This is a genomic window from Paenarthrobacter sp. Z7-10 (assembly GCF_026932795.1).
In the GTDB taxonomy this organism is placed as follows: domain Bacteria; phylum Actinomycetota; class Actinomycetes; order Actinomycetales; family Micrococcaceae; genus Arthrobacter_M.
In genome coordinates, this window is sequence record NZ_JADPVH010000015.1 from 1 (window position 1) to 13,050 (window position 13,050).

Annotated in this window: 7 protein-coding genes, 2 tRNA genes and 1 pseudogene; 5 read left to right on the top strand and 5 right to left on the bottom strand. The window is 65.2% G+C overall.

All coding sequences use genetic code 11. The features are described from left to right. Nucleotides 1–144 precede the first annotated feature (144 nt). On the bottom strand, nucleotides 145–2,091 hold the full coding sequence (locus tag IV498_RS06380) for an FAD/NAD(P)-binding protein (RefSeq protein ID WP_269045732.1): 1,947 nt from the start codon (nucleotides 2,089–2,091) through the stop codon (nucleotides 145–147). A gap of 88 nt (nucleotides 2,092–2,179) precedes the next feature. Between IV498_RS06380 and IV498_RS06385 the strand changes: the two are divergent. Together IV498_RS06385 and IV498_RS06390 are read left to right on the top strand one after the other, a co-directional pair. Next, nucleotides 2,180–4,291: pseudogene (locus tag IV498_RS06385) on the top strand (prolyl oligopeptidase family serine peptidase). 180 nt (nucleotides 4,292–4,471) lie between these two features. After that, a tRNA-Ser gene (locus IV498_RS06390) sits at nucleotides 4,472–4,559 on the top strand. Nucleotides 4,560–4,621: 62 nt separating this feature from the next. On the opposite strand, the gene IV498_RS06395 is transcribed toward IV498_RS06390, so the two are convergent. After that, nucleotides 4,622–6,775: a RecQ family ATP-dependent DNA helicase gene (locus tag IV498_RS06395; RefSeq protein WP_269045733.1), complete on the bottom strand. Its 2,154-nt coding sequence runs from the start codon at nucleotides 6,773–6,775 to the stop codon at nucleotides 4,622–4,624. 267 nt (nucleotides 6,776–7,042) lie between these two features. Here IV498_RS06395 and IV498_RS06400 point away from each other — a divergent pair, with 267 nt between their 5' ends. Beyond that, the gene (locus tag IV498_RS06400; protein ID WP_269045734.1) at nucleotides 7,043–8,473 is read left to right on the top strand and encodes a phosphomannomutase/phosphoglucomutase; all 1,431 of its coding nucleotides are present in this window, start codon (nucleotides 7,043–7,045) and stop codon (nucleotides 8,471–8,473) included. Beyond that, complete coding sequence (locus IV498_RS06405; RefSeq protein ID WP_269045735.1) at nucleotides 8,473–8,901, top strand: hypothetical protein; 429 nt, start codon at nucleotides 8,473–8,475, stop codon at nucleotides 8,899–8,901. Before IV498_RS06400 ends, IV498_RS06405 begins: the two co-directional genes overlap by 1 nt. 10 nt (nucleotides 8,902–8,911) lie before the next feature. Here IV498_RS06405 and IV498_RS06410 read toward each other — a convergent pair whose 3' ends face one another. The 3 genes from IV498_RS06410 to IV498_RS06420 form a co-directional block, all read right to left on the bottom strand. Then, nucleotides 8,912–10,078, bottom strand: a complete 1,167-nt coding sequence (locus IV498_RS06410; RefSeq protein ID WP_269045736.1) for a globin domain-containing protein — start codon at nucleotides 10,076–10,078, stop codon at nucleotides 8,912–8,914. Between the two features lie 128 nt (nucleotides 10,079–10,206). Further along, the gene (locus IV498_RS06415) at nucleotides 10,207–10,656 is read right to left on the bottom strand and encodes an RrF2 family transcriptional regulator (protein WP_269045737.1); all 450 of its coding nucleotides are present in this window, start codon (nucleotides 10,654–10,656) and stop codon (nucleotides 10,207–10,209) included. 165 nt (nucleotides 10,657–10,821) lie between these two features. After that, complete coding sequence (locus IV498_RS06420) at nucleotides 10,822–12,648, bottom strand: phosphoenolpyruvate carboxykinase (GTP) (RefSeq protein ID WP_269045738.1); 1,827 nt, start codon at nucleotides 12,646–12,648, stop codon at nucleotides 10,822–10,824. 297 nt (nucleotides 12,649–12,945) lie between these two features. Here IV498_RS06420 and IV498_RS06425 point away from each other — a divergent pair. Further along, nucleotides 12,946–13,021: transfer RNA gene (locus tag IV498_RS06425), tRNA-Arg, on the top strand. Nucleotides 13,022–13,050 lie beyond the last annotated feature (29 nt).

The window sequence follows — 13,050 nt, forward strand, 5'->3', positions numbered from 1 at the left end:
GCGAGAAGCCCCATGGAGCGCCCAAGACCGGCTCCGGATCAGGACTTCAGCCCAGAAGAGCCCAATCCGGCGTCCGGCTCCGGCGCGAAAAATGGCCCACCGGAAAAACCCGGGCATAATAGATCCGCCTTAATCAGCGGGCTCCTAGAGCCGAACCGGGTCCGGCCCAACGTCCCGGGCCAGCACGTGTGACGCAATGGCGTCGGCATCCTTGAGGGTCTGGTAGCCGCTAGGATAGGCCGAATCGGCTTCGGCGGCGATGGCAGTTCCCCATTGAACCGAGGACAGCTGCAGGCCCAGGACATACAGACCGTCCGCCACCTTTCCGGCAGCATTCAGCGCCCGGTAGGGAGGAAGGCTGACGTCCAGGCCGCTGGTGGCCACCGCTTCGCCGTCTCCGGCCAGCATGATTTTGGGCCGCACCAGCCCGTCCGCCAGCAACTGTTCCAAGAGTGTTGAAGCACTCTGCAGCACACGGTTGGCCGGTGCCATGGCCTCGACAAGCTCGCGGGCCTGCAAGTCGTCGCCGCCCACCCATGGCGACGCCGCGGTGAACACCGCCAGGTCTTCATCGAGGCTGAATACCGGGTCCGGTCCCAGGAACCGGACAACGCCGGCGCGGGCCAAGGCCGCGAGTTGCTCTGTGCGCAGCGCGGGCGGCCCGCTGGCCAAACCCTCCACGAAGCCTTCAAACCAGCCCCGCAGTTCGCCGAGCCAGGACGCCTCGGGAATGCCGCCGTCGGCCACTGCCGTCTTGATCACCGCGCGGCCTGCGTTCAGCGCACCAATGGCCATCTTCACCGGGTCGTCCTCGCCGGCCGCCGAACCACGGGCATCCGCCTGCAGATAATCGTGGACAGCTGCATCGAACGCGCTGTGCCCGGCGAAATGGCGGCCGGCAAACGGTCGGACCAGTGCGGGCAGGTCCAGCTGCTCCGCCGGTTCCACGCACGCGCGCACCGCCGAGACCGCCGCATCCTCCCAGTGCGGGCCCTCAGACTGCAGTGCAGCGTTGAGCCGGGGCAGGAAATCGGCACACTGCACTGCCCGTGGCCGGACCCGGCACAGCGTTTCGTAGTACGCCCAGTAAGTGTCCCGGAGCAGGAGTGGCCATAGGTCGTGGTCAAAGCCGGGCCGCCCGATGCCGGAAACGAGCCGGGATACCGCATCGGCGGTGAGGAAGCCCAGCCGCACGGATTTGGGATAGTAGCTTTGCAGCTCCGCCTTTGCCCGGTAGGGAACGCCACGGCGGGAGGCGGCAAGGATCAGCGGCTCCCGGCCGGAAGGCAGGTACCGCACGGCTTCCCCGGCGGCCTCTCCGGTGTCCACGAAGCGGCCACCCCGGCCCTCGGTCAGCTGGCCGACAATGTCAAAAAAATTCAGTCCCATGCCGCGGACCAGCACCGGCTCCTGCTCCGGCAGCGCTGACCAGTCAACGTCGTTGGGCACCGCGGGGGGCCAGTACCGCAGTCCAGCTTTCCGCGCACCGGTGGCCAGACGCACCTGGTCTTCTCCCAGCCGGGACGGCACATGTCCCAGCGCCAGCACCACCTTGTCCGCCTGCAGCACGGTTTCGTCGGCGAGTTCGACGACGTACCCGCCGGCCGCGCCCGGCCGCACGGCGCGTGCTTCGGTCCGCCGCTGGCGGACTGTCACGTTCGCGGGCAGCTCGGCGACCAGCCGCTCAAAGGTCCAACGCAGGTACCGGCCATACAGGGCCCGGCTGGGGAAGCCCGTCGACTCGAGTGCTGCCAGTTCGGCGACATCCGCCGCGCTGAGGCCTGCCTCTGGCGATCGGCGCCGCGCCAGCCGCCAGGCGTCGAAGCTGGCCCCCGTGGGTGAAATTGCGTGCAGCTCTCTTCCGGGGACCAACGTGGGGTAAAAAGACTGCGTATTCATCAGGTACAGCCGTGACTGATCGGTGCGCCAGACATGTCCAGGACCCGCCGGGTAGGGATCAATCAGTTCCACGGCCAGCCGCAGCGGACCGGCCTCCGCCGCGGAAAGTTGAGCCAGCAGCCGCTCCAGGACGGACGTGCCGCGGGGCCCGGCACCGACAATTGCCACCCGTATCGTCCGCGCTTCAGCCATGGTTCGAGCCTAATGGACCCTTCGGCTTCGGAGCGCGCCGGCCGCCGCACCCCGCCGGGCCAACGCTAGGGGCGCTCTAGGATGAAGTATGAGCAACGATTCCACCGCCCTGGCGGCAACGGCAGCAGAGCCCGTCGACGAATTCCTCTGGCTGGAGGACATTTACGGTCCAACCCAGTTGGACTGGGTCCGCGAGCGCAACGCACGCACCGATGCGAAGCTGCTGACGCCGTCGTACCAGGCCCTTGAAGCCGGAGTACTGGAGGTGCTCGATTCGACCGACCGAATTCCAATGGTCACCAAGTGCGGCGACTGGTACTACAACTTCTGGCGGGATGAACGCAATCCCCGTGGCCTGTGGCGGCGCACCGGCTGGCAGAGCTATCTGACCCCGAGTCCCGAGTGGGAGATCCTGCTCGACCTCGACGCGCTCAGCGCCGCCGAAGGGACCCCGTGGGTCTTCGCCGGCGCCCGGATGCTCCGCCCGGCCGCGGAAGGCACGCCCTACCGCCGGGCCATGCTGGCGCTCTCCCCCGACGGCGGGGACGCAGTCAACTACCGAGAGTTCGACGTCGAACGCCGCAGTTTCGTGGGCAGCGCCGGATTCAACCTGCCCACCGCCAAAACCCGGCTGAGCTGGCTGGACGAGGACACGCTTTACGTGGGCACGGATTTTGGCCCCGGTTCGCTGACCACATCGTCCTATCCGCGCACGACCCGGATCCTCAAACGCGGGCAATCCCTGGCCGACGCGGTGCCCTACTTCGAGGTACCGGAAGATCATCTGGCCGGCGGTGTGGTGCACGATTCCACCCCCGGTTTCGAACGCGACGAGGCGCACGATGTGCTGGATTTCTTCTCCAGCCGGAGCTATCTGCGCTCTGGCGACCAATGGCTTGATATTGAAGTGCCGGACGATGTCGACGTTTCGCTGCACCGCCAGTGGCTGCTGCTGCGGCCGCAGGGAGACTGGAATCTCGACGGCGTACTGCATGCAGCGGGTTCGCTGCTCGTCACCGAACTTGACTCGTTTTTGGCCGGGAAACGGGAGCTCCGCACGGTTTTCGTCCCTGATGCGCATACCTCGCTGCAGTCCTGGAGTTGGACGAAGAACTATCTGCTGCTGAACCTGCTCCAGGACGTCTCCTCGGAAATCCGGGTGCTGGACCCGGCGGACTGGAGTTCACGGCGGCTCGATGCCTGTCCACCGCTGCACTCCGTGGAAGCTTCCGCCGTCGATGACGAGGACAGCGATGACTACTGGCTGACGGCCACCGGATTCCTGACGCCGCTCTCGCTGCTGCGCGGCAGCCTCGGCGAAAACCCGACGGCCCCGGCACTCATCCGGACGTCTCCGTCATTTTTCGATGACTCCGGCTACGAGGTCCAGCAGCACTTCGCGGTTTCCGCGGACGGCACCCGCATCCCGTACTTTCAGATTGCCGCCCGGGATCTGATCCTCGATGGTGCGAATCCCACACTGCTCAGCGGCTACGGGGGCTTTGAAGTTTCCCGCACACCGGCGTACAGCGGTGCCGTGGGACGGACCTGGCTGGAACGGCGGACCGTGATCAATTCGGTTGCCCGCGGCGGGGTCTAGGTGGTGGCCAATATCCGCGGCGGCGGGGAATATGGTCCCAGCTGGCATCGGGCCGCGCTGCAGGACAAACGCCACCGCGCTTACGAGGATTTTGCCGCCGTTGCACAGGACCTGATCCACCGTGGCGTGACCTCCCGGGAGCGTCTGGGCTGCGAGGGACGCAGCAATGGCGGACTCCTGGTGGGTAACATGCTCACCCAGTACCCGCAGTTGTTCGGGGCGATCTCCTGCGGAGTTCCACTGCTGGACATGCGCCGGTACACCAAGCTCTCCGCCGGCTACTCCTGGATTGCCGAATACGGGAATCCGGACGTGGCCGAACAGTGGGACTACGTGCGCACCTTTTCGCCGTATCACCTGCTCAGCCCAGGGACGGATTATCCGGCCACGTTCATTTGGACGGCCACCTCGGATGACCGGGTGGGGCCGGTGCAGGCACGGAAAATGGCCGCCCGAATGGAGGCCATGGACATCCCGGATCTGCTGTTCTACGAGTCTCTTGAGGGCGGGCATGCCGGCGCTTCGGACAACCGGCAAGGTGCCCGGCTGCACACCGCCTCTCATGCCTTCCTCTGGCAGGCGCTCACCCCAGCCCCCTGAACCCGGGTGAACCCTGGCCGCACTCGTGTACCCTCATCGACTGAGCACTTCGTGCGCGATCCAGCCGTGGCTCGGACGCGTACCGCTCACTCGATGAGGGGAGGCGGGCGTTTTGCTAACGGCCGCCTGTTCTGGGTAATCTTAGTGGGCTGGTTCCGGGCTTCTACCGGGGCCAGCGCTGGAGACGTGCCAGAGCGGCCGAATGGGCTTCACTGCTAATGAAGTGTGGGGCACAACTCCACCGGGGGTTCAAATCCCCCCGTCTCCGCGTCGGCCCCCTCTCCGGAGGGGGCCTTTTGCATTCCCGCTCGCTGGCGGGACTCTGCCGGCTCAGCCGGCCTGGGCCAGCACCAACGGAAGCACCTGGCCGGCGCCGGAGCGCCGCAGTGCCCGCCCGGCCACGGTGAGTGTCCAGCGGCTGTCCGCCAGGTCATCGACCAGCAGCACCGGCTTACCGTGCACTGCCTCCAGTGCAGCCACCAGCTCTGGCCCGGCCTCAAGCCGCTCCCACACCCCCGCCACCCGGTAGGCGCTGTTGCCGCCGCGGCCACCGGTGGGACCGCCGAAGGCCAGGTTGAGCTCACCGAGATACGGTATCCGTCCAATGCCGGAGATTCCCCGCGCCAGCGACTTCACCAGCTCCGGTTTGCTCCGGGACGCGATCGACACTACACCGGCCGGACGGCCCTCGCCGGCCCAGCCGTCCTGGCCCCAATCCCGGAGCACTGTGACGCACGCCTGCAGCATTCCGGGCGCAAGCTCCGTGTCCGGGGCGCCGGCGGCGAACAGTTCGCGCAGCGAACCTCCCCAGCCGAGGTCCGTCAGCCGGGCCAGCGCACGCCCCTCCGCGCTGAGCTCGTCGGACTTCAGTTTGCCCTTGACCGGGACGCTCAGACGCTCCATGCCGGCAGGCCACTGCCGCCGGGGTTCGAGGGCAACGCCGGCGCGGTTCAGCGTGTCGCCGGCAGCAGCGGCAGCAGCATCGTTCACCCCGGCGGAGAACCAGCGGCCGGCGCAGTTGTCGCAGCGCCCGCACGGCGCGGCGGTTTCGTCATCCAGCGCGGACGTGAGGTATTCCATCCGGCATCCCGAGGTCTGCTCGTACACGATCATGGAGTCCTGCTCGTGGACCCGCGCCTGCGCAATGCGCCCATACCGTTCGCCGTCGTACTCCCATGGCCGGCCCGTGGCACACCAGCCGCCACCGACGCGCTCCACCGCGCCGTCGACTGCCAGCACTTTGAGCAGTAGTTCCAGCGGTGTCCGGCGCAGGTCCACGCGCGCCTCCAATGCCACCGTCGACACGGCGGCTCCCGCGTCGGCGAGCGCATCCAGCACGGCGGACGCCTTCGTCTCCGACGGCATGGAAGCCGTGGCGAAATACTGCCAAATATCCTTGTCTTCCGTCCCGGGCATCAGCAGCACGTCGGCATTGGCCCGGCCGCGGCCGGCACGCCCCACCTGCTGGTAGTACGCCACCGGCGACGACGGCGCGCCCAGGTGGATCACGAAGCCCAGGTCCGGCTTGTCGAATCCCATGCCGAGCGCGCTGGTGGCCACGAGGGCCTTGACCTGGTTGTCCTTGAGCAGTTGCTCCGCCGTTTCCCGATCTCCCGGGTCCGTGCGGCCGGTGTAGGCCAGCACCTTGTGTCCGGCACCGGAGAGCAACCGGGCGGTATCCTCTGCGGCCGAGACGGTCAGCGTATAGATGATCCCGCTGCCGGGCAGCTCGTCGAGATGCGTCAGCAGCCAGCCCAGCCTGTCCCGCGACTGGGGCAGCCGCAGCACCCCCAGTCGGAGGGATTCACGGGTCAGCGCGCCACGGATGGTCAGGGCCCCTGTCCCAAGCTGCTCTTCGATGTCCGCCACCACTCTTGAATTGGCTGTCGCCGTCGTGGCGAGTACGGGAACCGTGCCGGGCAGCTGTGCAATCAGGTCTGCGATGCGCCGGTAGTCCGGCCTGAAGTCATGGCCCCAGTCCGAGATGCAATGGGCCTCGTCGATAACCAGCAGCCCTGTGCGCCGGATCAGCTCCGGCAGTTGGTTCTCCCGAAAGGACGGGTTGGTCAGACGCTCCGGAGATACCAGCAGCACATCCACCTCGTCGGCGGCCAGCGCTTGGCGCACCTGATCCCATTCGGTCGCATTGGCCGAGTTGATGGCCATGGCACGCACGCCTGCACGTTCCGCGGCGGCAACCTGGTCCCGCATCAGGGCCAGCAGGGGCGAGACGATCAGCGTCGGACCCGCTCCCCGTGCCCGCAGCAGCAGGGATGCCACGAAGTAGACGGCGGATTTTCCCCATCCGGTCCGCTGGACAACCAAGGCACGCCGGCCGCCGTCGACGAGCGCCTCGATCGCTTCGAACTGCCCGGTGTGAAACTGTGCGTCCGAAGACCCGACCAGCTTGCCCAGCATGGCCAAAGCCTGCGGCCGGGTCCCGGATTCCGACGTGGTTGAGGAATCGATGTGTGGCTGCGTCATTCATCCAGTATTCCAGCCCCTGCCGACAGGATGCCTCACCGCGGACTGGCTGTGGACAAACTCCGCCTGCGTCAGGGGTGGCGCCGGCTGCGCCCGGCCGCGCGTAAGGAGTGGGGGCCGCGCTTAAGGAGCAGGGCCGCGTAAGGAGCAGGGCACGCGCTTCTGCGTCGGGGCCGCGTAAGGAGCAGGGCACGCGCTTCTGCGTCGGGGCCCCGTAAGGAGCAGGGCACGCGCTTCTGCGTCGGGGCCCCGCGCTAGGCTTAGCTCGTGACTAGCACAGAGAACACTCGTATAGACCTGTCCGCCTCGTTCAAGGCGTATGACGTCCGCGGACTCGTCGGTGAAACGATTACGGTGGCGATTGTCGAGGCCGTCGGCGCCGCATTCGCTGATGTCCTGGAGCTGGCTGGGAAGACGGCGCTGGTGGGCGGGGACATGCGCCCGTCCTCGCCGGAATTCGCGGCGGCGTTCGCCAAGGGTGCCGCTGCGCGCGGGGCGAATGTAAAGATGTTGGATCTGATTTCCACCGATGAGCTCTACTTCGCCTGCGGGTCGCTGGACGCCGCGGGTGCGGTGTTCACCGCCAGCCATAATCCAGCCGAATACAACGGGATCAAGATGGCCAAAGCCGGTGCAGTCCCGGTGTCCTCCGAGACGGGGCTGACGCAGATCCGGGAGCTCGCGGAGAAGTATCTGGCCGACGGCATTCCCGCCGTGCAGCAGCCCGGCCTGCTCGGCGTCCAGGATGTGCTCAAGGATTACGCGCAGTATCTGCGCAAACTCGTTGATTTGAGCGGCTCCCGGCCGCTGAAGATTGTGGTGGACGCGGGTAATGGCATGGCCGGAATGACCACCCCCGCCGTGCTCGGCGACCAGCTGCTGCCCGCCCTGCCGCTGCAGATCGTGCCGCTGTACTTCGAGCTGGACGGCTCCTTTCCGAACCATCCAGCCAATCCGCTGGAACCGGCGAACCTGCGCGACCTGCAGGCCGCCGTCGTCGCCCATGGCGCGGACATCGGTCTGGCGTTCGACGGCGATGCGGACCGCTGCTTCGTAATCGACGAGAAGGGCCAGCCCGTGTCCCCGTCGGCTGTCACCGCGCTGGTGGCCCGGCGCGAAATCGCCCGCGCCAAGACCGGTTCCGCGGAACATGCACCCGAGGCGACCCCGGTCATCATCCATAACCTCATCACCTCCCGCGCCGTACCGGAACTCGTCCGCGCGGACGGCGGCCGCCCGGTCCGCACCCGGGTGGGCCACTCCTTCATCAAGGCCCTGATGGCCTCCGAGGGAGCGGTCTTCGGCGGCGAGCATTCCGCGCACTACTACTTCCGCGACTTTTACAACGCGGACACCGGCATGCTGGCCGCGATGCACGTGCTGGCAGCGCTGGGCGAACAGGACGGTCCGCTGTCCGAGCTCGGCCGCGAATACGAGCCGTACGTTTCCTCAGGTGAAATCAATTCCAAGCTCGACGACGTTGCCGGTGCGGTAGCCCGCGTTCGGAACGCCTATGAGCGCGACGGCGTCACGGTGGACGAGCTCGACGGTCTGACGTTCACAGCGGACAACGGGGAGTGGTGGTTCAATCTGCGGGCGTCGAACACCGAGCCATACCTTCGCCTGAACGCCGAAGCCCCGGATGCGGCGACGATGGCCAAGGTGCGCGACGACGTCCTGGACCTGGTGCGGCAGTAATGGTTGAGAACGACGTCAAGGCGGACCTGAATTCGCTGATCGGCACCGGCTTGGGGATGGCCCAGGAGCAGCTGGAAAACCACGGCTCCTTCCTGCCCACTGCACTGGTGGTGACCGGCGACGGCGAAATCCGGATGGTGGGCGTCGCGCCGGCGCAGACCGACGGGGTCCAGGACCCCGGGCTCGATGCGGATGCGATGATCGCTGACCTCTATGAAGTGCTGCGGCAGCAGAAAGGTTCCCACCGCGCCGCCGCCGTCGTTTGCGACATCCACCTGCCCGACGACGCGACGGACGCCATACACGTCCTAAGCGAACATCGCGGCGGCGTTGTGATTGCGGCCGTACAGCCTTATTCGGAAGCTGATGGCTCCTGGACCTTCAGCGATCCAATCTGGGAAACCGAGACCCCGCAGATCTGGCCCTGATCCGCTGCGCTCAGGCGGAGGCGAGCCAGAGGTCGGGGCCAAAGACCTCGTAGTGGATGCGCTCCGCCGGGATTCCGGTGGCCAGTGCCTGGGACCGAATTGATTTCATGAAGGGCAGCGGTCCGCACAGGTAGACGGAGGCGTCCGCGGGAATGTCCAGGTTCGCCAGCGACATGAAACCCTCGTTGGACCCCTCTTCCGGACGCTCCAGCCACAGCTGCAGCGTGGCCGAATCCAAGCTGGCAATGTCGTCGCTCATCTGCTTCTGCAGTGCCCAGTTGTCCAGCCCCTGGTCCGCATGCAGCACCAGCACCTCGCGGCTGGACTCCGACTCCACCAATGAGCGCAGGATGGAGGCCGTTGGCGTGCACCCAATCCCGGCGGAGGCGAGAATCAAGGGGTGGTCCCCCGCACCCAAAGTCACGTCGCCATAGGGATTGGACAGCTGCAGGACATCGCCGACCTGCACCGAATTGTGCAGCACTGGGGAAACCTCGCCATCGGTGTCGATTTTTGTGGTGAAGACTCGGCGCTGGTCTTGGCTGCCCGAATGCAGCGAGTACTGGCGCACCTGGAAAATTCCATCCGGCATCCGGACTTTGACGCTGACGAACTGTCCCGGAGCGGCGGGGCTGACCGGGGTTTCATCGGCCGCCTCCAAGGTGAAGGTCATGGAATTGATCCCTGCCGATTGCTTGCCGACGACTCTCCACGGCTGGAAGGGCCGGTCGTTGGCCGCGGCGGCGTAAAGCCCCTTTTCTATCTTGACCAGCGCATGTGCCATCAGCCAGTACACCTCGCTCCACGCGTTGGCGATGTCCTCGGTGATTACATCGGCGAGCTCCTCCGCTATGGCTTCGAACAGGTACTTGTACACGATCGGGTACTGATCCTCGGTGATACCCAGCGATGCATGCTTGTGCGCAATGCGGACGAGCACCGTTTCCGGGATGCTGTCCGGGTTCTTCACCAAGTGCCCGGCAAAGGCGGCGATACTGCCGGCCAGGGCCTGCTGCTGAGTGCTGTTTTTCTGATTGGAACGGCTGAACAGGCCGTCAAAGAGTTCCGGATGAGCGGTGAACATGCGGGCGTAGAAATTGGGAGTGATCGCCGGTAGACGCTCGGCAACCAGAGGCAGCGTGGCTTCGATGATGGGAAGTGCCTGGTCCGAAAGCATATGAACTCCTGAGGTTTGGAAATGACCTACAGGACAAAAGTAGCATTTGAAATGCAACATTTAGTCGCATACCCGCGCCCGGCCGGATTATTTCTACACCACGTAGAAATAATCCTTGGAATGGCGCGCTAAACGGGCCTGAGGGTGCTTAAGGTCACAAAGACGGGTGCCATCTGATTCTCGTGCGGAAGGCTGGAAATGACGACGGCGTCCAGCTCGGCATAGAAGGCCTCGCGGGCGCGGGCCAAGGCGCTCCGCAGGGAACAGTCGCGGTTCAGCGGGCAGTTTCCGTTCGGAGTACTGCAATCAGCTACCGTGGGTCGGGTATCCAGGCGCCGCAGCAGCCAACCCACCGTCGTCGTCCGGCCGAGGCCGGAAAGCACTGCGCCTCCAGCGCGACCACGGGTGACGTCCACCAGGCCCAGCTCACGCAGCCGAATCATGGCCTTGCTGACGTGGTTGTACGGGATCTCAACAGCCTCGGCGACCTGCCGGGAGGTCAGCACTCTGCCATCCGGCGCGGCCGCCAGCAGCATGACCACACGAAGGCACAGATCCGAAAAAGCATTAAGCCGCACGTTCTAAGACTAACCGGCTCCCGGTCCGCGCTCCGCGTGGCGCAGTATGACGCCGGGCGACCCTCTCTGGTGACTGCGGGGACCGCCCGGCTTCAGCCCCGGGTATCAGGCCAAAGGGTAGTAAATACGAACGGAGTCGCCGCAAGGCGCCGTGAGCAACCGGGGTCAGCCCAAACGAGCCTTGAGCCCCTCGAGCTCGGCCGTCAGCTCCGCGGGCAGTGAGGTTCCGAACTGGCCATACCACTGCTCGATACTCTCGACTTCGGCAGCCCATTCCTTCGGATCGACCCGCACGGCCTCCTGAACATCGTCGTCCGTCATCTCCAGTCCGGATACGTCCAGCGAACCCGGAGCGGGGACAAAACCAATCGGGGTCTCGACAGCCTCGGCTGTGCCCTCAAGCCGCTCGATGGCCCACTTGAGCACGCGCGAGTTGTCGCCAAAGCCGGGCCAGGCGAAACCGCCGTCGGCCGTGCGCCGGAACCAGTTGACCAGGAAAATCCGCGGCAGCTTCGCGGCATCTCCGGTCTTACTGAGCGTGATCCAGTGCTTGAGGTAGTCGCCGGCGTCGTAGCCAATGAACGGGAGCATGGCCATCGGATCCCGCCGCACCACGCCGACCTGGCCGGAGGCGGCCGCCGTGGTCTCCGAGGACAGGGTGGACCCCATGAAGATGCCATTGGTCCAGCTGCGGGACTCGGTCACCAGCGGAATGGTGGTTTTGCGGCGGCCACCAAAAAGGATCGCCGAGATCGGCACTCCGTTGGGCTCGTTGTACTCCGGCGCCAGCATGTCGATCTGATCGATCGGCGTGCAAAAGCGGGAGTTGGGATGCGCTGCGGGACGGCCCGAATCGGGGGTCCAGGAGTCACCCTGCCAATCCGTCAAGTGCGCCGGCACCTCCGCCGTCATGCCCTCCCACCAGACACCGCCGTCGTCCGTTAGAGCAACGTTGGTGAAGATGGAGTTGCCCTTGGCGATGGCGCGCATCGCATTGGGATTGGTGTTCCAACCGGTACCCGGGGCCACGCCAAACAGACCCGCCTCCGGATTGACGGCCCGCAGCTGGCCGTCTGCGCCGAAACGCATCCAGGTGATGTCATCGCCCAGCGTCTGCACGTTCCACCCCTTGATGGTGGGGTCCAGCAGAGCGAGGTTGGTTTTGCCGCAGGCGGAGGGGAAAGCCGCGGAGATGTAGTAGGTCTTCTGCTGCGGGGAAGTCAGCTTGAGGATCAGCATATGCTCGGCGAGCCATCCCTCGTCATGCGCCATCACAGATGCGATGCGCAGAGCAAAGCATTTCTTGCCCAGCAGTGCATTGCCGCCGTAGCCGGAGCCGAAGGAGAAAATGGAACGCTCCTCGGGAAAGTGCACAATCCATTTCTCGTCGCTGCAGGGCCAGATCACATCCTCCTGGCCCGCGGCCAGCGGTGCCCCCACCGAGTGCAGAGCAGGAACATAGAAGGCATCCAGTTCCTCCATCTTCCGCAATACGTCGGTGCCGATGCGGGCCATGATGCGCATCGACGCGACGACGTAGGCACTGTCCGTGATTTCCACCCCAAATTTGGGATCATTGGCGTCCAGGTGGCCCATGACGAACGGAATGACATACATGGTCCGGCCGCGCATCGACCCCGCGAACAGGGTCTGCAGCTTTGCCTTCATCTGCGCCGGTTCCATCCAATTGTTGGTGAAACCCGCGTCGCCTTCCTTTTCCGAGCAAATAAACGTTTGCTGCTCAACCCGGGCGACGTCTTTGGGGTCCGAGAAAGCGGCAAAGGAATTAGGGAACTTCGCCTCGTTAAGGGCAACGAGGGTGCCGGCCTCCACCAGCGCGCCGGTCAGCCGCTGATTTTCATCGGCTGAACCGTCCACCCAATGGATTCGGTCCGGCTGCGTGAGCTCCGCCACTTCGTCAATCCAGCTGAGCAAACGCCGGTGCGTGGTGGCCGCTCGCTCAGCTACCTGTTGGCTCGGCGTATCTCCCATGACTCTTCCCTTCGTTGGGTCAGCAGTGTGACTAAATGCTATGGGGTCTGGGAGGCCCGTTCCGCGGCGGGACGGCGGCCAGCAATTTCCTAATCCGCGGCTTTTCGCGGTTTTCGGGCCAAATTAGGGTGCGCTTATGTGATATACATCACCTAGACCGGTATATACTTCAATGACCATATGAGTGGTAATTTGTTCACGGGGACAGATTCAAGCTAGAGTTGTCTTCGGTTCGAGAGGCATGGAAAAAGCTCACGGGCAAGCGGAATGCTGGTATCGGTTCTGCGGAAAAACATTGCGTGCGTAGCTCAACGGATAGAGCATCTGACTACGGATCAGAAGGTTGGGGGTTCGAATCCCTTCGCGCGCACCAGACAAGAAATGCGTGGCACCCTGGGTGTC

Bases quoted from the DNA above. Each gene is read 5' to 3' on its own strand.
- IV498_RS06380 (WP_269045732.1), bottom strand. From the start codon at position 2,091: ATGGCTGAAGCGCGGACGATACGGGTGGCAATTGTCGGTGCCGGGCCC.
- IV498_RS06395 (WP_269045733.1), bottom strand. From the start codon at position 6,775: ATGACGCAGCCACACATCGATTCCTCAACCACGTCGGAATCCGGGACC.
- IV498_RS06405 (WP_269045735.1), top strand. From the start codon at position 8,473: ATGGTTGAGAACGACGTCAAGGCGGACCTGAATTCGCTGATCGGCACC.
- IV498_RS06410 (WP_269045736.1), bottom strand. From the start codon at position 10,078: ATGCTTTCGGACCAGGCACTTCCCATCATCGAAGCCACGCTGCCTCTG.
- IV498_RS06420 (WP_269045738.1), bottom strand. From the start codon at position 12,648: ATGGGAGATACGCCGAGCCAACAGGTAGCTGAGCGAGCGGCCACCACG.